Raw genomic sequence first — 20,590 nt, 5'->3', positions numbered from 1 at the left:
AGGAACGAGGAAACCTTATGGGAATGAAATCCAGATTGTTTGCCAGCGCGGCCTTTCCGCTTTTGTCCCTGTCGCTTGTGCTGCCTCCGGCGCACGTGTTTGCGGCAGCGCCGAGCGTCGAAGAGGTCGGAGCAGGCCATCGGGCCGTCGCGGGCAGCTTCGAGGTGGCGCAGGATGCGACCTCCGAAGAGGAACTGTTGAAGAAGCGCCAGCAGCAGGAACAGGAACAGCAGCAGGCACCGGCCGAAGCGCCGAAGGCCGCTGAACCTCCGGCCGAGCCGCCGCCTGCACCCAAGCAGGAAGCACCCGCCGAAGCTCCTCCGGCTGCCGCCGAACCGGTACCACAGGCCGAAGCGCCTGCCGAGAAGCCGAGAAAGCGCCAGCCCGCAGCAGAACAGCCTGCCGCGGAACCGCAGGCAGCCGAGCCCGCCCAGCAGGAAGCGCCCGCTGAAAAGCCGCGTCGCCAGAAGCAGCCCGCTGCCGAACAGCAGCAGGAGCAGGCAGCACCAAGCGCCGAGCAGCCGGCCGAACAGCCGCGCCGCAAGAAGCGCGACCAGCAGCCGCAGCAGGAAGAGGCCGCGCCGCAGCAGCAGCCCGCCGAGCAGGCCGCCCCGCAGGCGGAACAGCCGCAGGCCGAGCAGACACAGCCCGAACAGGCAAAGCCGCCGCGCAAGAACGGCAAGCCGGCCGCCGCCGATGGCAGCGAACAGCCTGCAAAGCCGCACAAGAAGCCAACGGCCGAAGCACCGCAGGCCGAGCCTGCTCAAAAGCCGGCCGCGGAGACCGCGCCCGCAGCCGAGCAGCCAGCTCCCGACAACGCCGCCAAGCCGCAGGAAGCACCCGCGGGCAAGGCGCCCGTTCCGGCTCAACAGCCGGCCGAAGCGCAGCCCCAGGTGGCACCCGGTCAAGCGCAGCCCGGCGAAGCGCCGGCTCAGCAGCAGGGCGAACAGGTCGCTCCGGCACAGCCGGGCGCTCCAGCCGGTCAGCCCGCTGATCAGGCCGGCCAGCCGCCGGCAGGTCAGCCACCCGTTGCGCAGACCGAGCAGCCGATCCCGGCTCCTGAAAAGGTGACGCCGCAGGAACTCGAACGCCGTAAGGAAATCGCCGCCGATCCGAGCAAGAGCACGGAAACCGTGGTTCTGCCGGTGCAGAACGGTGCGGCCGTTCTCGACAGCGACAAGGATGCGGATCGTTCCGGTGGCGTGCAGTCGCGTCGTGACCGCGACAAGCAGCGCGGTCAGGAACAGCAGGTGCGCGTGCCGAAGTCTGATGCCGACGCACAGCTGGCGGCCCCGGGTGCCGCAAAGCCTGCGCCGATCAAGATCGAAGCGATCACCGCCGAGCAGGGCCAGCGTCTGGACCAGCGCCCGCAATTCGCCCGTCCCGATGGCGCGAATTTCGGCCAGCGCGGCGACGACAACCGCGTCATCATTCAGTTCAACAACCAGACCTATGTTCGTGGTGACGACGACCGCCGGTTCCTGCGCGACGGCGAGCGGCCGATCTACGAGCAGTTGCCGCGTGACCGCTATCGCGAGACGATCGATCGCGACGGCTATCAGATCGTGACGGTGCGCAATCGCTACGGCGATATTATCCAGCGTTCGCGCATCGACAATCGCGGCCGCGAGCACGTGCTCTATTACACGCCTGATCTTTACGACAATCCCGACCGCGACTACTTCGAGGATCCGGGTGCCGATCTGCCGCCGATGCGCCTGCGCATTCCGCTGCAGGACTACATCATGGACACCAGCAGCGACGACAATCGCGACTATTACGACTTCCTGCGCGAGCCGCCGGTCGAGCCGGTCGAGCGTGTCTATTCGCTGAACGAAGTGAAGTATTCGGCCCGTATCCGCGACAAGGTTCGCCGTATCGACCTGGATACAGTAACGTTCGCGACCGGTAGCGCCGAAATCCCGATGAGCCAGGCGCGCAGCCTGCGCAAGGTGGCCGACGCGATCAACGAGGTGCTGAAGAAGGACCCGACCGAAACCTTCCTGATCGAAGGCCATACGGACGCTGTCGGCTCCGACCAGAGCAACCTGATCCTGTCTGACCAGCGCGCGGAATCGGTCGCCAACGTGATGACCGACGTCTACGGCATCCCGCCGGAAAACCTGGCGACTCAGGGCTATGGCGAGCGCTACCTGAAGGTCAACACGCAGGGACCGGAGCAGGAAAACCGCCGCGTCACCATTCGCCGCGTCACGGCGCTGGTGCGGCCGGTGGCCTCGCGCAACTAAGAGCGCACGGCAGTATCGACAATGGAAAGGCCGTCGGGCGATCGGCGGCCTTTCTTGTTTCCGACAGTGCTTATTTCAAGGGCGGAAGAGCGACGGTTGCCGCGATGAAATCGGCGATGGCAAGCGTGTCGTCGAGGTCGAAGACGGGCAGGGTGGTGTCGGTAACCGGATGATCGGCGGCGATGGCGACAATGTGGGGATCGCCTGACGCCAGTGGCTCGCGATTTGCCGATTCCAGCCGGCGGGCTTCGATCTTCGGGATCGGCTCGCGCTTGTAGCCCTCGATGAGGACGAGATCGCAAGGGGCGATGCGGCCAAGGATTTCCTCGAAACTCGGTTCGGCCGCGCCGCGCAGCTCGTGCATGATGGCGTAGCGTGTGCCGGAGACGATCGTCACCTCATGGGCGCCGGCCTGGCGGTGGCGGTAGCTGTCGGCGCCGACCTTGTCGATGTCGAAGTCATGGTGGGCATGCTTGATCGTCGAAATCCGGTAGCCGCGGCGGGTGAACTCTTCGACGAGGCGAACCGCAAGCCCTGTCTTGCCGGAGTTCTTCCAGCCGGAAATGCCGAAGATCTTTGGCCGCTCGCTCATGTCAGCACCTTCATCCAGCGCTCGGCTTCGGCGAGGTCATCAGGCGTGTTGACGTTGAAGAACGGGTCGAGCAGGCTTGCCCGTGTCGGGCGCAGCGGGAAGGCAACTTCCGTAACGTCATGCCGTAACAGGAAGTCGCGAACGCGGCGCTTCTCGTCGGTTGCGATCCAGCTTTCCAGCTCGTCTGCCAGCGCCACCGGCCACAGGCCGAAGACGGGATGGCTGCGGCCCTCGGAGGTTGCGATGGCGATCCTGGTGGGCGTGTCGATGGCGGCTGCCAGCCAATCGACGAGGTCGTGCGGGAAGAACGGGCTGTCGACGGAGACGGTTGCGACATGCGTGACGGCGGGCAGGCTTGCGCCGTGCGCCATGGCGGCGTGGATGCCGGCCATCGGACCGGCCTTGCCGGGGACGATATCGGGAATGAATGGGCGGTTGCAGCGATCTGGTGCGGCGTCGGCATTGACGGCAACGGAGAGGACCTGCGGCGACAACTGCTCGATGACGCGATCGAGAAGCGTTCGACCCGACAGCGCGACGCCTGCCTTGTCGCGGCCCATGCGCGAGGAGCGGCCGCCGGCAAGCACGACGCCTGGAATGTTGGATCGGTCGAGCGCAAAGCTGCTCGTGGGGATTGGTGCGGTGGCCATCAGACCGGTACTCTCGGTTCGGATTCCTGTGCGACCGGCGCGCCGCGCCGCTTGGCCTCACGGTAGAAGGTGTAGAGCCCGGAGGCGATGACGATCGCGGCGCCGATCACGGTCCAGCTGTCGGGGACTTCGAAGAAGAACAACCAGCCGAGCAGTGCCGAGAAGATGAGGCTGGTGTAACGCAGCGGTGCGACGAAGGAGATTTCGCCGGTGCGCATGGCGACGATCACGGACTGGTAGCCGATGAGCACGAGGACCGCAGCCAGAACGATATGCGTCAGCGAGGTCGCGCTGACCGGGCGCCAGCCACCGAGAAGCGGCGTCAGCAGCGCACCGAATATGGTGACGGACACGGCGGTGATTACCGTGATCATCAGCGAGGGAATGCTGGGATCGATGCCGCGTGTGGCCAGATCGCGACCGGCGGTCACCAGAACGCTTACGATGCAGATCAGGGCCGCGGCATTGAAGCCGTCGGCGCCGGGGCGGACAATAATCATCACGCCAGCCAGGCCGGCGAGAATGGCCAGCAGCCGGCGCCAGCCGACCGGTTCCCCGAAGAAGAGGACTGCACCAACGGTGACGACGAGTGGCAGGGACTGCAGTATGGCCGAGGCGTTTGCGATCGGCATCATGCCGAGCACAGTTATATAGGTGACCGCCGCCAAAATCTCGCAGCCGACGCGAAGCGCGACCATCGGCTCCAAAACGATCCGCCAGGAGCGCAAAGCTCCCATCCGCCGGGCGACGACAAAGACCAGGACACTGGTGAACAGACCACGCAGGCACATGATCTGGCCGGCATTCATCTCTGAAATCACGGATTTCGACAGGGCGTCGCTGGCGGAAAAACCCGCCATGGCCGCCGTCATGTAGATTGCACCCTCAGTATTGCTCGACCGCGGCATTTAGAAATTCCGATTCCATCCCGCGGACTTCTTAGTGCCTGCCGCGTGCGATTGAAATCAAATCGGTGCCACACCCAAGATAATTCGATTGCGCAGTGCACAATGGCGCTACTTAACCTACCGCGCGCGGTGGGTCACCCGCCGGTGACGCTCATGTGGCGGCTGACGGCGGGGCGGTTATGGGTGCGGTCGATGATGAAGTCGTGGCCCTTGGGCTTGCGGGAGATTGCTTCGTCTATCGCGGCGTAGAGCAATCCGTCGTCTTCGGTGGCGCGCACGGCCGAGCGCAGGTCGGCGGCGTCGTTCTGGCCGAGGCACATGTAGAGTGTGCCGGTGCAGGTGAGGCGCACGCGGTTGCAGCTCTCGCAGAAGTTATGGGTCATCGGTGTGATGAAGCCCATGCGGCCGCCGGTTTCCTCGACGGTGACGTAGCGGGCAGGGCCACCCGTGCGGTAGCCGATTTCGCTCATCGTGAACTGCTTTTCGAGATCGGCGCGCAGCTTGGAGAGCGGCAGGTAGCGATCGGTGCGATCCTCCTCGATCTCTCCCATCGGCATGGTTTCGATCACTGTCAGATCCATGCCGCGACCATGGGCGAAGCGGATCATCTCGGGCATCTCGACGTCGTTGAAATCCTTGAGGGCGACGGCGTTGAGCTTGATGTGCAGGCCTGCCTTCTGGGCGGCGTCGATGCCTTCCATGACCTTGTGGAAGTCGCCCCAGCGGGTGATCTCGCGGAACTTGTCGGGATTGAGCGTATCCAGCGACACGTTGATGCGGCGAACGCCGCAATCATAGAGCTCGTCGGCATAACGCGCGAGCTGCGAGCCGTTGGTGGTCAGCGTCAGCTCGTCGAGCCCGGAGCCGATCTGTTGGCCGAGTTGGCGCACGAGATGCATGATGTTCTTGCGCACCAGCGGTTCGCCGCCGGTCAGTCTCAGCTTGCGAACTCCCTTGGCGATAAAGGCGGAACAGAGCCTGTTCAGCTCCTCCAGCGTCAGAAGATCCTTCTTCGGCAGGAAGTTCATGTTCTCGGCCATGCAATAGGTGCAGCGAAAATCGCAGCGATCGGTTACCGAGACGCGCAGATAGGTGACGGCCCGCTGAAACGGGTCGATCATGGGTTTCGCATCGGCCACGAGTGGTGCGGCGTTGGCGATCGTTCCAACCTTGCTGTTCACTACAGTCTCCAATCTTCACTCTATGTGCCTACTGTGCAGCGCAACGTCAAGCAAGAGGCGGCGCGCATACGTTAAATTGAACTTGCCTCAAAGAGGCGCATTGCCTATTCCTCGAAACGAAGAGGAGCACCATCATGAGCGACATCTGGCCGACAGAGCTGAAGGTGACAAAGGATCGGCAGCAGCTGGTCATCACCTTCAATAATGGTGAGAGTTTCACGCTCAGCGCCGAGATGCTGCGCGTGCTGTCGCCATCGGCGGAAGTCCAGGGCCATGGGCCGGGCCAGAAGGTCACCGTTCCCGGCAAGCGCAACGTCGCGATCATCTCGATGACGCCCACGGGCAATTATGCCGTCAGGATCGGTTTCGACGACATGCACGACACCGGTATCTTCACGTGGTCGTATCTGCACGAGCTTGGTGAGCGCGGCGAAGAGCTTTTCGCTGCCTACGAAAACGAGCTGCGGGAGAAGGGCATGACCCGCGACACGTCGGAAAAGCCGCGCTGATCACGACGTGCGAGCTATCCGTAAGTCAGGGTGACGCGTGTCACGCCGGCGTCATCTTAGGCGGCTAATTACTTTAGTGAAACAAGGTGATGGCACGACCATGAAAATCATCGAAACCGTCGAAGAACTGGCCGCCATCTACGGCGGCGGCTTGTCGGAAGCGTCCGTAGCGAAGGTGACCGACCACCTGACGCCGCTCTACCGGCAGATGATCGAGGCGTCGCCTTTTGTTGCGCTGGCGACGGTCGGTCCTGAGGGGCTGGACTGTTCTCCGCGCGGTGACCTCGGCGGCGTCGTGCGCGTTATCGACGACAAGGTGCTGCACATGCCGGACTGGCGCGGCAACAACCGGGTGGATTCGCTGTCGAACATCGTACGTGACCCCAGACTTGCCCTGATGTTTCTCATCCCGGGATCGAATACGACGATGCGGATCAACGGGCGCGGCGTCGTTTCGAACGACGAGGCGCTGCTCACCTCTTTCGAAATGGACGGCAAGCATCCGCGCACGGTTATCGTGGTGACGATCGAGGAGGTCTATTTCCAATGCGCGCGGGCGCTGATCCGCTCCGAGCTCTGGAACCCCGACAAGTTCGTCGATCCGAAAGGCCTTCCAACGCCAGGCCTGATGCTGAAGGCGGCGACGGAAGCGTTCGATCACGAGACGTATGATCGCGAATGGGCCGCTCGCGCGGCCAGGACGATGTGGTAGCGTTCGATATAAGGCCGCGGTTCGTCGCGGCTCAGGCCTTGTAGATCAGCCAGCTCTTGGTGAAATCCTTCTGCATGCCGTCCTCGAAGAGGACACTGCAGTTGCGGCCGGCGTTCTTGGCGCCGTAGAGGGCGACGTCGCTCTTGTGATAGAGCTCGCCCGCATCCTCGGCGCTCGATGCCATACAGATGCCGACCGACACCGTGACCGGTCCATAGTTGACGCGGGTGCGGGAATTCTTGAACGGCGTGGCTTCAAGCGTGCGCCGGATGCGCTCGGCGACGGCCATGACTTCGTCGGCCGTGTTGCCTTCGATGATCAGCGCGAATTCCTCGCCACCGGTGCGGGCGACGAAGACATCGCGGCGCACGTTGGCGCGGATGACCGAAGCGACTGTCGCGAGGATCTTGTCGCCGACGGGGTGACCGTAGGTGTCGTTGATCTTCTTGAAGTTATCGATATCGGCCAGAACAAGCGCCGTGATCGGGCGCATGGCCGGATTGTTGAAGACGGCGGCGAGGCGGTCGTCGAAGGCGCGGCGGTTGGAGAGGCGGGTCAGCGAATCCGTGTTGGCGATGCGCTTGTATTCGTCGAGTTCCTTGCGAACCTGATCCATTTCGTTGGAGCGCTGCACGACGTTTTCGACCGTGCGCTCACCATGCGCCATGGTTGTTCCAGTCGCCTCGGTCAGCAGATGCAGCGCATTCTGGATGAGGTCGACGCTGGACGTGTTCTTGGAGGTGATCCGGTTATAGGTCTCGCCGAGCAGTCTGTTGTAGCTTTCGAGCGAGGTCTGCTCCTGGCGCAGGACGCGCAGTACCGATTCGAGTTCGGCGGCGATGCGGGTGTGGGCGTCGTCGAAGACGCGGCCGGCGCCGTGGCTGAAATGCTGCGCGCCGAGTTCGTCCAGTTCTTCCTGGGTCGCCTGGTTGCCAAGGGCTGCGAGATCGCGCGTCAGCGCCGGATTGGAGCCGATATAGGCTTCGTAGAACAGTTCATAGTTTCGCGGAATGGGCGCAACACCCATGGAGCGCATCGCAAAAGTGATCTGGCTCGCCACATCGGGAACCTGCGTCTTTGGCGCCACAGCCGTCGTCATCCGGCCACTCCTTATGGTACATCTCAAAAGTCTTCTCTTATTTCTTAAGCTACAATTGTTTTGAAATGATTAAGGTTGGATATACCAGAGATTACATGTGAATTTTATTCGAATTGGCCGACTTGTTCTTATCCATATGATTTTTATATCGGAATCCAAGCGGAGGTGGAGGATGCCTACGCGTCCTGAGGGTATCTTTCTTTAGGTGAGCTGGGCGAAATATTCGCCAGACATCATCGCTGTCAATGATCCATTGACAATCGGTTTCTGATATCGGCTCTTTTGTGAACGATAAAGAAGTGGCAACTTGTGCTTCAAGGCACCGCATCGGCGCCATGAGAAAGCAACAGGCCATGCAAACGTCCCATAACTCGCCTCCAGCCGTGCTCGCTGCCGCTGTTATTGCCGGATCTCTTTTCCTGATCCAGCAACAAGGCTTCTTTCATGGCGCATTTACTTCGGAAATACTGGCAAGCATCAATGCCGAAGATGTGCTTGTCGCGAGCGATTACATCGCGACAAGCAAAGGCGAAGTGGCTGGCGGCGTGACCGCAACCGCCCACTGAACGATCAGCCGAGGTTGAATTCCTGGAAGAAGTCGTTGCCCTTGTCGTCGGTGACGATGAAGGCGGGGAAGTCCTCGACCTCGATCTTCCACACCGCTTCCATGCCGAGTTCGGGATATTCCAGCACCTCGACCTTGCGGATGCAATCCTGCGCCAGACGGGCGGCGGGGCCGCCGATGGAGCCGAGATAGAAGCCGCCATGGGTCTTGCATGCCTCGCGCACCGCGCGCGAACGGTTGCCCTTGGCGAGCATGATCATCGAGCCGCCGAAGGACTGGAACTGGTCCACGTAGGAGTCCATGCGGCCGGCCGTGGTCGGGCCGAAGGAGCCTGAGGCGTAACCGGCGGGCGTCTTGGCCGGGCCGGCGTAATAGACCGGGTGGTTTTTCATGTAATCGGGCATGCCTTCGCCCTTTTCCAGCCGCTCGCGGATTTTGGAATGCGCGAGGTCGCGGGCGACGATGATGGTGCCCGTTAGCGACAGGCGGGTCTTCACCGGATGCTTGCTGAGTTCGGCAAGTATATCGGCCATCGGCTGGTTGAGATCGATCTTGATCATCGATTCCGACAGCTTAGCCTCGTCGATCTCGGGCATATACTTCGACGGATCGGTTTCCAGCTGCTCGACGAAGATTCCCTCGCGGGTGATCTTGCCCTTTGCCTGGCGGTCGGCGGAACAGGAAACGCCGAGGCCGATCGGCAGCGAGGCGCCGTGGCGGGGCAGGCGAATGACGCGAACGTCATGACAGAAATACTTGCCGCCGAATTGCGCGCCCACGCCCATCTGCTGCGTCAGCTTGTGGATTTCCTTTTCCATCGCGACGTCGCGGAAGGCGTGGCCGCTTTCCGAACCCTCGGTCGGGAGATCGTCGAGATAACGCGTCGAGGCGAGCTTGACGGTCTTGAGGTTCATCTCGGCCGAGGTGCCGCCGATGACGATCGCCAGATGGTAGGGAGGACAGGCTGCCGTACCCAATGTGAGGATCTTCTCCTTGAGGAAGTCGATCATCCGGTCGTGGGTCAGCAACGAGGGCGTGCCCTGATAAAGAAAGGTCTTGTTGGCCGAGCCGCCGCCCTTGGCGACGAAGAGGAAATTATATTCGTCCGTGCCTTCCTCGTAGATGTCGATCTGGGCCGGCAGGTTGTTCTTGGTGTTCTTCTCTTCGAACATCTTGATCGGGGCGAGCTGCGAGTAGCGCAGGTTCTTCTTCTCGTAGGCGTCCATCACGCCCTTGGCGAGCGCCGAATAGTCCTCGCCCTCTGTCCAGACGCGGCGGCCCTTCTTGCCCATGATGATCGCCGTGCCGGTGTCCTGGCACATGGGCAGGATGCCGCCTGCAGCGATGTTGGCGTTCTTCAGAAGATCGTAGGCCACGAAGCGGTCGTTGTCGGTCGCCTCCGGGTCGTCGAGGATCGAGGCGAGCTGCTTCAGGTGGCCCGGGCGAAGCAAGTGGTTGATGTCGGCAAAGGCGGTCTCGGCCAGCAGACGGATACCCTCGGGCTTGACGGTCAGGATATCCTGGCCCTTGAAGCTGTCGACAGAGACGTGGTCGCTGCTGATCTTGCGGTACTGGGTGGAGTCTTTGCCGAGGGGGAAGAGATCGTCAGCCATCGAATGACCTTTCATGCGGGCCGGAATGGAAATCGCAGACGGTCTATGCGGGCAATGTGCGAATTGCAATCATTCTAAAACCTTCGGAAAAGGCTCATGAATGGACGAAGAACACTGCTGTTGAAGACGAGTAAAGAGGTCTTCGGTAGCATTTAATGTTGCCGTTCTCTTTGTGTTCTTTTGATGCTAGCTTCTCGTTCTCGAGTCGATGTGGAGGTCTCGCTTTGTCAGATGTTTTTGATGAGAATCATATGAACGAACTGGCGCGGCTCGTCGCCGAGCAGTCACGATTTGACTACGAAGATGCTGGGGTGAAGGCGCCGCATGGCGACATAGCTTACAAGGGCGTTGTGCTATCTAGTCGCTATAACGTTGCATCTGAATTCGCCCGGATGCGGAAAGTTATCGACAGGATGCCCGAGCTAATGGCGAGGCGCTTAGAGTCGATCTGGTGCGACTCTAAAGCATCATCTGTATATGCTGTTGAGATATTGCCCAGGCACTATGCTGAAGAGCTGCCAAGCTGGATACAAGCAGCTTTTATAGCGGGCGGCGGCTACAACGGCTTATCAATAGAATGTGGTGGCCGCGATATCGATTGCATAGAAAACTACTGGCCGGAGCCAGAGCTTGAGGCGTTTCTTCCCAGCGACGTGCGAGACAAAATTCAGCAATTGTCGCGCTAGCTGTGATCGCGCTCTAAATCGAGCGCGATCGAGCGAGTGGTCAGTTTATTTGGGGCCGATCATTGTTTCCGGGCGAACGTACTGATCGAACTCTTCGTTCGTCAGGTAACCGCCGCCGACGGCTTCCTCGCGGAGCGTCGTGCCGTTCTTGTGCGCGGTCTTGGCGATCTTGGCGCAGATGTCGTAGCCGAGGCGGCCGTTCAGCGCCGTCACCAGCATCAGAGAGTTTTCGACGCCCTTCCGGATATTGTCCTCGCGGGCTTCGATACCAACAACGCAATTGTCGGTGAAGGAGACGGCGGCGTCGCCGAGCAGCTGCACCGACTGCAGGAAGTTATAGGCCATCATCGGATTGTAGACGTTGAGCTCGAAGTGACCCTGGCTGCCGGCGAAGGTGAGCGCGGCGTTGTTGCCGAAGACGTGGGCGCAGACCTGCGTCAGCGCTTCCGACTGCGTCGGGTTGACCTTGCCTGGCATGATCGAGGAGCCGGGCTCGTTTTCCGGCAGCGACAGTTCGCCGAGGCCGGCGCGTGGGCCGGAGCCGAGGAAGCGGATGTCGTTGGCGATCTTGAAGAGGGCAGCCGCCGCCGCGTTGATCGCGCCATGGGCGAAAACCATCGAGTCATGCGAGGCCAGCGCCTCGAACTTGTTCGGCGCGGTGACGAAGGGCAGGGCGGTAATAGTGGAGATCTCTTCCGCGACCTTCTCGGCAAAGCCGATGGGCGCGTTGAGGCCGGTGCCGACGGCGGTGCCGCCCTGGGCGAGCTTGGAGAGTGCCGGCAGCGTCAGCTCGATATTGGCGATGGCGGAGGCGACCTGCGCGGAGTAGCCGGAGAACTCCTGGCCGAGCGTTAGCGGCGTTGCGTCCTGCGTATGGGTGCGGCCGATCTTGATGATGTGGCTGAACTCGGTGACCTTCATGTCGAGTGCGGCATGCAAATGCTTCAGGCCCGGCAGCAGGTGGTGGACGATCTGCTCGACGCAGGCGATGTGCATGGCCGTTGGGTAGGTGTCGTTCGACGACTGGCTCATGTTGACGTGGTCGTTCGGATGCACCGGCTTCTTCGAGCCCATGACGCCGCCAAGCATTTCGATCGCGCGGTTGGAGATCACCTCGTTGGCGTTCATGTTCGACTGGGTGCCTGAGCCGGTCTGCCAGACGACCAGCGGGAAGTGGTCGTTGAGCTTGCCGTCGATCACTTCTTGGGCGGCATTGATGATGGCGTTGCCGACCGCCGGTTCGAGCTTGCCGAGCGCCATGTTGGCGCGGGCGGCGGCCTGCTTGACGATGCCCAGCGCGCGCACGATCGACAGCGGCTGCTTCTCCCAACCGATCTTGAAATTGCCGAGCGAGCGCTGCGCCTGCGCGCCCCAATACTTGTCGCTTTGTACTTCAATCTCGCCGAAAGTATCGGTTTCGATACGGGTGGAAGTCATGGCCATGCCTTTCTTTCGCGTGAGCGGCTGCGGAGATGCCGTCTTATAGGTCTCAAGCCAGCCCAAGAAAACAGCGGCGATCAAAAAATATGAGCCGTGAAGTCATATTAGTGGCTGCGCTATACGTGGTTTTTTGGCCACGTCTTATTTTTTATCTAACAACGTCTTTTGGGGGACTGTGTGAGCAGGCGAAAATAAAGTAAAAAATTAACCAATAATTTCATAATTTTGTGTGAACTGCCGGGAGGCGGCGGGTTTGCTACGTTACGGAAGAGTGAGTTCTTCGAGGCTGGCGGTGGCGTCCCGTTTCTGCCATGTCACCTGACAGCGACGGGTGAGTAAAAGAGTTTGAGCTGGGCGATGCCCATGACCGAAGACAGCATGAGACTGGGACTGGAAAAAGCATGAGATTCTTCTTGAAAGGTGCGGTTTCCGCACTGGCACTTTCCTGCGGCATGGCCGCTATGGGTGTCGCACCCGCGCATGCCTATACGCTGATGGACATGATCCGAGGTGATCGTGCCCGCACCCAGAGCACCATCATCAACCCGGCTCCCGAAGTGCTGCCGCCGCAGGTCAATACCAGCGCGCCGCTGCCGAAGGTGTCCGCACCGCGTTATTACACCTACAAGGTGGATCCGATGCGGCTTGTCGATACCGGCAAGTTCACCGATCCGGTCGTCACCGGCGCGGTCGCCGCTGTCGGTACGCCGAGCGATGCCACGCCGTCGGTGCAGCGTCGCTATCTGATCGATGCGAAGGTTCGCGCCCCTGTCGAAGTCGCCAAGGCTCTCGAGACCTATTACGGCGACAGCAAGAACGAACTGGTCTGGCTGACAGGCACCGAGGTCAACGATCGGGCCAAGGCAGCGATGGCGTTCCTCGCCAATGCCGGCTCCGTCGGTCTCGACCCGGCCGACTATGCCGTCGAGGTTCCCGCTGTCGATCCGGCCAATCCTGATCCTGCGATGCGCGACCGCGCGCTGACGCAGTTCGAGCTGGCGCTGTCGGCCAAGGTTCTGGCCTACGTGCAGGACACGATCCGTGGCCGCGTCGACCCGAACAAGCTTTCCGGCTATCACGATTTCGCCCGCAAGACGGTCAATCTCGATCCGGTGCTGAAGCTGGCGCGGATGAGCCCCGATGTCGGCGCCTATCTCTCGAGCCGCACGCCGAATGGTCCGCAGTTCGCAGCACTGCAGGCCGAGCTTGCCAAGCTGAAGGGCGAAGGCAATGGCGAGCAGCCGATCAAGATCGAACTCAGCGGCGTTCTGCATCCCGGCGAAACCTCTTCGGAAATCCCCAACATCGTCAAGGCGATCGACAAGCACGGCTCGGCCGCGCTGAAGAGCGAGAACGCGGCGACGCTGGCTGCTTACACCGGCGGTATCGACTACTCGCCCGAGATCGTGACGCTGGTCGAAGCCTTCCAGAAGGAACATGGCCTGAAGCCAGACGGCATCGTCGGCCAGGCGACCGTTCGCACGATGACCGGCGGCGACAGCAACAGCTCGAAGATCGAGAAGGTTGTTGTGGCGATGGAACAGGCCCGCTGGCTGCCGGCCGATCTCGGCCCGCGCTATGTTTTCATCAACCAGCCGGCCTTCATGGTCTACTACAACAACGACAACAAGGAACAGTTGTCGATGCGCGTGGTGATCGGCCAGCCGTCGCACCAGACGTTCTTCTTCCAGGATCAGATCCAGACGGTCGAATTCAACCCGTTCTGGGGCGTGCCGCAGTCGATCATCATCAACGAGATGCTGCCGAAGCTGCGCTCCGACCCGAACTATCTCGATCGCATGGGCTATGAAGTCGCCGTCGGCGGCCGCGCCGTGCCGTCGTCCAGCGTCGACTGGTACGGTTCGACCGCGAACGTCTCCGTGCGCCAGCCACCAAGCGGTGACAATGCACTTGGCGAACTGAAGATCCTGTTCCCGAACGCGCATGCGATCTACATGCACGACACGCCTTCGAAGAGCTTCTTCAAGCGTGACATGCGTGCGCTCAGCCACGGCTGCGTGCGTCTCGCCGATCCGCGCGCGATGGCGGCCGCCGTCTTGAACACCACGGTCGACAAGATCGGTCAGGAAATCGCGACCGGCAAGAACCATGCGGTGCAGGTGCCGCAGAAGTTCCCCGTCTACATCGCCTACTTCACGGCCTGGCCGGACAAGAACGGCGTCGTGCAGTATTTCAACGACGTCTACGACCGCGACACCTACGTCCAAAAGGCCTTCGACGCCACGACCAAGGCACGCGGCGCCCAGATCTGATTTCAGACGCCGCGCGGCCAATTGGTCGCGCGGCGTTTCAATATTCGATGAACTAACCGGCGTGCAGGAAGCGGATCGCTTCGTCGCGGCGGAAGAGATAGAGCAGGGTACGCACGGCGTTGCCCCTTTCGGACGTCAGGTCCGGATCACGCTCGATCAGATAGGCCGCATCCTTGCGGGCGATCTCCAGCAAATCGGCATGCGCCTCTAGGCTGGCAATCCTGAAACCCGGGGTTCCCGACTGCCGCGTTCCCAGAAGCTCGCCTTCGCCACGCAGCTTCAAATCCTCTTCGGCAATCCTGAAACCGTCTTCCGTATCGCGCATGATCGACAGACGCGCATGGCCGGTTTCGCCGAGCGGTCCGCGATAGAGCAGGATGCAGGTGGAGGCCTCGTCACCACGCCCGACGCGGCCTCGCAGCTGGTGGAGCTGTGCCAGACCGAAACGCTCGGCGTGCTCGATGACCATGATCGTCGCATCCGGCACGTCGACGCCGACTTCCACGACCGTGGTCGCGACGAGGAGGCGAATCTCGCCGGATTTGAACGCCATCATCACCGCGTCCTTCTCCGCGCCGCTCATGCGGCCGTGGATCAGGCCGATGCCTGGGCCGAGGGCAGAGACGAGCGTGGCGTGTCGCTCCTCGACCGACATCAGGTCGCTCTCTTCGGATTCCTCGACCAGCGGGCAGATCCAGTAGGCCTTCTTGCCATCGGCGAGTGCCGCCTTCAGGCGTCCGACGATGTCGCCGATGCGCTCGGTGGGGATGGTGATCGTCTGGATCGGCTTGCGGCCGGCGGGCTTCTCGGTGAGCTTGGAGACGTCCATATCGCCGAAAGCGGCGAGCACCAGCGTGCGCGGGATCGGCGTCGCGGTCATGACCAGCATATGCGGCGTGATGCCCTTGGCGGTCAGGCGCAGGCGCTGGTGGACACCGAAGCGGTGCTGCTCGTCGACAACAGCCAGCATCAGGTTCTTGTAGTTGACGGTATCCTGGAACAGCGCGTGGGTGCCGATGACGATCTGGGCCTCGCCGGAAGCTATGCGCTCGAGAATCTCGTCGCGTTCCTTGCCCTTGGTGCGGCCGGTCAGCACCTCGATGCGGATACCTGCGGCGGCCGTGTATTTGGCGATGGTCGCGTGATGCTGGCGGGCGAGGATTTCGGTCGGTGCCATGAGCACGGCCTGTCCGCCGCTTTCGATGACGGCGGCCATCGCCATCAGCGCCACCAGCGTCTTGCCGGAGCCGACGTCGCCCTGCAGCAGGCGCAGCATGCGGTCGTCGCCGGCCATGTCCTTCAGGATTTGCGCGATCGCCTCGGTCTGGCTAGCCGTGGGCGAAAACGGCAGGGCTTCGAGGATCTGGCGGCTGAGATGGCCCGTCGCATGCACCGGTTGGCCGGCGACCTTGCGCAATCGCTGGCGCACCAGCGCCAGTGACAGCTGGCCGGCCAGGAATTCGTCATAAGCAAGGCGGCGGCGGGCCGGCGCCTGCGGATCGATATCGGCGGGGTCGCGCGGCTCGTGCAGGCCGTGGAAGGCATCCGCGGTCGAGGGCAGGCCCTGCTTTTGGGCCAGCGCCGCATCGATCCATTCGGGGAACTCAGGCGTCTTCGGCAGGGCGGCTTCGATGATCTTGCGCAGCGTCTTCGGCGAAAGCCCCGCCGTCAGCGGGTAGATCGGTTCGACCAGCGGCAGGTTCTCCGCTTCGCTGGCTTTGACGATGTAGTCAGGGTGGACCATCGAGGCGCGGCCATTGAACCAGTCGATCTTGCCGCTGACGGTGACCTCTTCGTCGAGAGGAAGCTGTTTTTCCAGCCATGTCGACTGGCCGCGGAAGAAGACGAGGGTCAGTTCGCCGGTCTCGTCGTGCAGGAAGACGCGGTAGGGAACGTTGCTCTTCTTGTTCGGCGGCGGCTGGTGGCGGTCGACGCGGCCGGTGATGGTCACGATGGCGCCCTGCGGCGCGCGCGCGATGCCCGGCTGGTTGCGCCGGTCGATCAGCGAGTGCGGCGCATGGAAGAGAAGATCGACGACACGGCAATCCTCCGGCGTCTCGCGGCCGAAGAGCTTGGCGAGCAGTTCGGCGATCTTCGGGCCGACGCCGGGCAGGCCGGAGACGGAGGAGAACAGCGGATCGAGAATGGCGGGGCGCATGCCGGCAAAATGCGACGAACAATGCGTGCTTGGCAAGGCTGACAAGCCGCTTTCGAGGGTCTATAGAGGCGCATCAACAGGAAGCTATGCCATGACAGGTGTCACACTCTCGAGCGCCGATCTCGATCCCCGCCGCCGCCGGATACTGTTCCGCTGCTGGCATCGCGGCATCCGCGAGATGGATCTGGTGTTCGGCCAGTTTGCCGAGCGCGAGATCGCGGGGCTCTCGGATGCGGAACTCGACGAGTTCGAGACGATCATGGCGGAAGAGGATAATGATCTGGTGCGCTGGATCATGGGAACCTGGCCGATCCCTGAGCGTTTCCAGACACCGATGTTTACGCGCCTGTGCGCCTACAAGCCCGATTTCGAATACCCCGCCGACAGCCTGCCCAGGAATGGATGATGATCCCCGGTTTTGATGCGAAGAAGCTGACGGCGCTGAACGTGCCGCTGACGATAGGCAATGTGCCTGCCGGACTGGAGCCGATGCTGCTGGCCGAGCTTGCCCGCGCCGGCGCACCCGTCGCTTATGTGCTCTCGGATGGGCAGCGCATGGCCGATCTGGAGCAGATGCTCGGTTTCGTCGCGCCCGATATCCCCGTTCTGACGCTGCCTGCCTGGGACTGTCTGCCCTACGACCGCGTGTCACCGAGCGCAGACACCTCCGCGCGTAGGCTCGCCGCACTCGGTGGGCTGATCGCGCACCGCAAGAAGCCGCATGCGGCGATCGTGCTGGTGACCGTCAACGCCATGCTGCAGAAGGTGGCGCCGCAGGATGTGATCGAGAGCCTGACCTTCTCGGCGCGGCCGGGCAACCAGGTGCGGATGGACGATATCGCCGGACGGCTGGAGCGCAATGGCTTCGACCGCGTCGCCACGGTGCGCGAAGTCGGCGAATACGCGGTGCGCGGCGGCATTCTCGACGTTTTCGTACCGGGCTCGGAGGAGCCGGTGCGGCTCGATTTCTTCGGCGATACGCTGGAAAGCATCCGCAGCTTCGATCCGGCCAGCCAGCGCACGACGGGGCAGGTGCGCTCGCTCGACCTCAACCCGATGAGCGAAGTGACGCTGACGCCTGATACGATCAGCCGCTTTCGCAAGAACTATCTCTCGACCTTCGGGGCCGCGACCCGCGACGACGCGCTCTATCTGGCGATCTCGGAAGGGCGGCGCTATCCGGGCATGGAGCACTGGCTGCCGCTGTTCTACGACCGGCTGGAGACGGTGTTCGACTATCTCAAGGGCTTCCGCCTGGTCACCGACCATACGGTGCGCGAGGCGGCCGAGGAGCGCTCGAAGCTGGTCTTCGACTATTACGATGCGCGCCTGAATTCGGGCAAGCCGGTGAAGGGTATGTCGCAGGGCACGCCCTACAAGCCCGTGGTGCCCGGCCAGCTCTATCTCGACGGCAAGACGTTTGCGGCGACGCTCGACGCCTTCGATGCGATGCGGATCACGCCGTTCAACGAGCACGAAGGCGAGGCGCGCCGCGTCGTCAATCTCGATGCCCGGCAGGGCGAACGCTGGGCGCGGCCGAGCGCTGAAGGTGGCGGCAACGCCGAGCGCGTCAACGTGTTCGACGTCGTCGTCAAGCACATCGCCGACAAGCGGGCCAGCGGCTCCAAGGTGCTGATCACCGCCTGGACGGAAGGGTCGCTGGAGCGCTTGCTGCAAGTTCTCGCTGAGCACGGGCTGGCGCGGGTCAAGCCGATCGCGGCGCTGAAGGAAATCGACAAGCTCGAGCAGGGCGAGGCTGCGGCCGGCGTCTACAGTCTGGAGACGGGCTTCGAGGTGGGCAATCTCGTCGTCATCGGCGAGCAGGATATTCTCGGCGACCGCATGGTGCGCCGCTCGAAGCGCCGCAAGCGCGCCGCCGACTTCATCTCCGAGGTTGCGGGTCTCGACGAGGGTTCCGTCGTGGTTCACGCCGAGCACGGCATCGGCCGGTTCATCGGGCTCAGGACCATTCAGGCGGCGGGCGCGCAGCATGCTTGCCTGGAGCTGCAATATGCCGACGAGGCGAAGCTGTTCCTTCCCGTCGAAAACATCGATCTCCTGTCACGCTATGGCGGCGAGGGGACGGAGGCTCAGCTCGACAAGCTCGGCGGTGGCGCATGGCAGATGCGCAAGGCCAAGCTCAAGAAGCGCCTGCTGGATATGGCCGATGGCCTGATCCGCATCGCCGCCGAGCGGTTGACGCGGCATGCGCCGGTGCTGACGACGCCGGAGGGGCTCTACGACGAGTTCGCCGCGCGCTTCCCCTATGATGAAACCGAAGATCAGGACAACGCCATCGAGGCGGTGCGCTCCGATCTCGGCGCCGGGCGGCCGATGGATCGCCTGGTCTGCGGCGACGTCGGCTTCGGCAAGACCGAGGTTGCGCTGCGCGCGGCCTTCGTGGCGGCGATGAACGGCATTCAGGTCGCGGTCGTGGTTCCGACGACGCTATTGTCGCGCCAGCACTTCAAGACCTTCTCCGAGCGTTTCCGCGGATTGCCGGTGCGCGTGCAGCAGGCCTCGCGCCTCGTCGGCTCCAAGGAGCTGGCGCTGACGAAGAAGGAGATCGCGGACGGCAAGACCGATATCGTCGTCGGCACGCATGCGCTGCTCGGCTCCGGCATCCAGTTCGCCAATCTCGGCCTGCTGATCATCGACGAAGAGCAGCATTTCGGCGTCAAGCACAAGGAGCGGCTGAAGGAGCTGAAGAGCGACGTTCACGTGCTGACGCTGTCGGCGACGCCGATCCCGCGGACGCTGCAGCTGGCGATGACCGGTGTGCGCGAGCTCTCGCTGATCACCACGCCGCCGGTCGACCGCATGGCGGTGCGCACCTTCATCTCGCCATTCGATTCGCTCGTGATCCGCGAGACGCTGATGCGCGAGCATTATCGCGGCGGCCAAAGCTTCTATGTCTGCCCGCGTCTGGCTGATCTCGAAGAGGTTCACGCCTTCCTGCAGTCCGATTTGCCGGAACTGAAGGTCGCCATCGCCCACGGCCAGATGCCTCCGGGTGAGCTCGAGGACATCATGAACGCCTTCTACGAGGGGCGTTACGATGTGCTGCTATCGACGACGATCGTCGAATCCGGCCTCGACGTGCCGACGGCCAATACGCTGATCGTGCACCGCGCCGACATGTTCGGCCTGGCGCAGCTCTACCAGCTGCGCGGCCGCGTCGGTCGCTCCAAGGTGCGCGCCTTCGCGCTGTTTACGCTGCCCGTCAACAAGGTGCTGACCGCGACGGCCGAGCGCCGGCTGAAGGTGCTGCAATCGCTCGATACGCTCGGCGCCGGCTTCCAGCTTGCAAGCCACGACCTTGATATTCGCGGCGCCGGCAACCTGCTCGGCGAGGAGCAGTCCGGTCATATCAAGGAAGTCGGATTCGAGCTCTACCAGCAGATGCTGGAAGAGGCGGTGGCCGAGGTGAAGGGTGTCGACGAGATTCAGGATACCGGCTGGTCACCGCAGATTTCGGTGGGCACGTCGGTGATGATCCCCGATGGCTACGTTCCGGATCTGCATCTGCGCATGGCGCTCTATCGGCGCCTCGGCGAGATCACCGAGCTCAAGGAGATCGATGCCTTCGGCGCCGAGATGATCGACCGCTTCGGGCCGATGCCGATCGAGGTGCAGCATCTCCTGAAGATCGTCTACGTCAAGTCGCTCTGCCGCATCGCCAATGTCGAGAAGGTGGATGCCGGGCCGAAGGGCGTGGTCATCCAATTCCGCAACAAGGAATTCCCGAACCCCGGCAATCTGGTCGGCTATATCGCCAAGCAGGGCTCGATGGCGAAGATCCGCCCCGACCACAGCGTGTTCCTGACCCGCGACCTGCCGACGCCGGAGAAGCGGCTGCAGGGAGCGGCTGTGATCATGACGCAGCTGGCGGAGCTGGCGAAGGGCTAAAGCAAATCGGGACGGAAGGCCTCAGCTTTCCGTCCCGATTTGCATG

General features: G+C 62.5%; 16 protein-coding genes. 8 read left to right on the top strand and 8 right to left on the bottom strand.

Annotated elements, in window-relative coordinates; translation table 11 throughout:
* Nucleotides 1-17: 17 nt before the first annotated feature.
* Nucleotides 18-2,249: an OmpA family protein gene (locus QTL96_RS02530; protein ID WP_289726560.1), complete on the top strand. Its 2,232-nt coding sequence runs from the start codon at nucleotides 18-20 to the stop codon at nucleotides 2,247-2,249.
* A 70-nt stretch (nucleotides 2,250-2,319) separates the two neighbouring features.
* Here the strand turns inward: QTL96_RS02530 and mobB are convergent, their stop codons facing one another.
* The 4 genes from mobB to moaA form a co-directional block, all read right to left on the bottom strand.
* Complete coding sequence (gene mobB / locus QTL96_RS02525; protein WP_289726559.1) at nucleotides 2,320-2,841, bottom strand: molybdopterin-guanine dinucleotide biosynthesis protein B; 522 nt, start codon at nucleotides 2,839-2,841, stop codon at nucleotides 2,320-2,322.
* Complete coding sequence (mobA, locus tag QTL96_RS02520) at nucleotides 2,838-3,491, bottom strand: molybdenum cofactor guanylyltransferase MobA (protein ID WP_289726558.1); 654 nt, start codon at nucleotides 3,489-3,491, stop codon at nucleotides 2,838-2,840. The genes mobB and mobA overlap by 4 nt, the downstream gene beginning before the upstream one ends.
* Nucleotides 3,491-4,399 (bottom strand): DMT family transporter, encoded by a 909-nt coding sequence (locus QTL96_RS02515; protein WP_289726557.1) that lies wholly within the window; start codon nucleotides 4,397-4,399, stop codon nucleotides 3,491-3,493. Before QTL96_RS02515 ends, mobA begins: the two co-directional genes overlap by 1 nt.
* Before the next feature lie 134 nt (nucleotides 4,400-4,533).
* Nucleotides 4,534-5,580: a GTP 3',8-cyclase MoaA gene (moaA, locus tag QTL96_RS02510; protein WP_047512268.1), complete on the bottom strand. Its 1,047-nt coding sequence runs from the start codon at nucleotides 5,578-5,580 to the stop codon at nucleotides 4,534-4,536.
* A 134-nt stretch (nucleotides 5,581-5,714) separates the two neighbouring features.
* Here moaA and QTL96_RS02505 point away from each other — a divergent pair, with 134 nt between their 5' ends.
* Together QTL96_RS02505 and QTL96_RS02500 are read left to right on the top strand one after the other, a co-directional pair.
* Nucleotides 5,715-6,089, top strand: a complete 375-nt coding sequence (locus tag QTL96_RS02505) for a DUF971 domain-containing protein (RefSeq protein ID WP_113199950.1) — start codon at nucleotides 5,715-5,717, stop codon at nucleotides 6,087-6,089.
* 100 nt (nucleotides 6,090-6,189) lie between these two features.
* Entirely contained in the window at nucleotides 6,190-6,801 is a 612-nt protein-coding gene (locus QTL96_RS02500; protein ID WP_289726556.1) for a pyridoxamine 5'-phosphate oxidase family protein, read from the top strand.
* Between the two features lie 31 nt (nucleotides 6,802-6,832).
* Here QTL96_RS02500 and QTL96_RS02495 read toward each other — a convergent pair whose 3' ends face one another.
* Nucleotides 6,833-7,900, bottom strand: a complete 1,068-nt coding sequence (locus tag QTL96_RS02495; protein WP_289726555.1) for a GGDEF domain-containing protein — start codon at nucleotides 7,898-7,900, stop codon at nucleotides 6,833-6,835.
* 284 nt (nucleotides 7,901-8,184) lie between these two features.
* On the opposite strand from QTL96_RS02495, the gene QTL96_RS02490 reads away from it, so the two are divergent.
* Nucleotides 8,185-8,466: a hypothetical protein gene (locus QTL96_RS02490; RefSeq protein ID WP_289726554.1), complete on the top strand. Its 282-nt coding sequence runs from the start codon at nucleotides 8,185-8,187 to the stop codon at nucleotides 8,464-8,466.
* A gap of 4 nt (nucleotides 8,467-8,470) precedes the next feature.
* Here the strand turns inward: QTL96_RS02490 and QTL96_RS02485 are convergent, their stop codons facing one another.
* Nucleotides 8,471-10,078, bottom strand: a complete 1,608-nt coding sequence (locus QTL96_RS02485; protein WP_289726553.1) for a fumarate hydratase — start codon at nucleotides 10,076-10,078, stop codon at nucleotides 8,471-8,473.
* A 251-nt stretch (nucleotides 10,079-10,329) separates the two neighbouring features.
* Between QTL96_RS02485 and QTL96_RS02480 the strand changes: the two genes are divergently transcribed.
* The gene (locus QTL96_RS02480; protein ID WP_289726552.1) at nucleotides 10,330-10,764 is read left to right on the top strand and encodes a hypothetical protein; all 435 of its coding nucleotides are present in this window, start codon (nucleotides 10,330-10,332) and stop codon (nucleotides 10,762-10,764) included.
* A gap of 45 nt (nucleotides 10,765-10,809) precedes the next feature.
* Here the strand turns inward: QTL96_RS02480 and fumC are convergent, their stop codons facing one another.
* Nucleotides 10,810-12,201 (bottom strand): class II fumarate hydratase, encoded by a 1,392-nt coding sequence (gene fumC / locus QTL96_RS02475; RefSeq protein ID WP_289727156.1) that lies wholly within the window; start codon nucleotides 12,199-12,201, stop codon nucleotides 10,810-10,812.
* Between the two features lie 404 nt (nucleotides 12,202-12,605).
* On the opposite strand from fumC, the gene QTL96_RS02470 reads away from it, so the two are divergent.
* Nucleotides 12,606-14,477, top strand: coding sequence for a L,D-transpeptidase family protein (locus QTL96_RS02470; RefSeq protein ID WP_289726551.1), 1,872 nt, complete (start codon nucleotides 12,606-12,608; stop codon nucleotides 14,475-14,477).
* A 52-nt stretch (nucleotides 14,478-14,529) separates the two neighbouring features.
* On the opposite strand, the gene recG is transcribed toward QTL96_RS02470, so the two are convergent.
* Nucleotides 14,530-16,635 (bottom strand): ATP-dependent DNA helicase RecG, encoded by a 2,106-nt coding sequence (gene recG, locus QTL96_RS02465; RefSeq protein ID WP_289727155.1) that lies wholly within the window; start codon nucleotides 16,633-16,635, stop codon nucleotides 14,530-14,532.
* A gap of 91 nt (nucleotides 16,636-16,726) precedes the next feature.
* On the opposite strand from recG, the gene QTL96_RS02460 reads away from it, so the two are divergent.
* The gene (locus QTL96_RS02460; RefSeq protein WP_026283364.1) at nucleotides 16,727-17,041 is read left to right on the top strand and encodes a succinate dehydrogenase assembly factor 2; all 315 of its coding nucleotides are present in this window, start codon (nucleotides 16,727-16,729) and stop codon (nucleotides 17,039-17,041) included.
* A complete protein-coding gene (mfd, locus tag QTL96_RS02455) occupies nucleotides 17,041-20,544 on the top strand; it encodes a transcription-repair coupling factor (RefSeq protein ID WP_289726550.1) in 3,504 nt (1,167 codons plus the stop codon). Before QTL96_RS02460 ends, mfd begins: the two co-directional genes overlap by 1 nt.
* The last annotated feature ends 46 nt before the right edge of the window (nucleotides 20,545-20,590 follow it).

Source organism: Rhizobium sp. S163, assembly GCF_030380805.1.
Classification (GTDB): Bacteria; Pseudomonadota; Alphaproteobacteria; order Rhizobiales; family Rhizobiaceae; genus Rhizobium.
The sequence above is the reverse complement of the archived record's forward strand: the minus strand, read 5'-3'. Positions and strand labels throughout refer to the sequence as shown.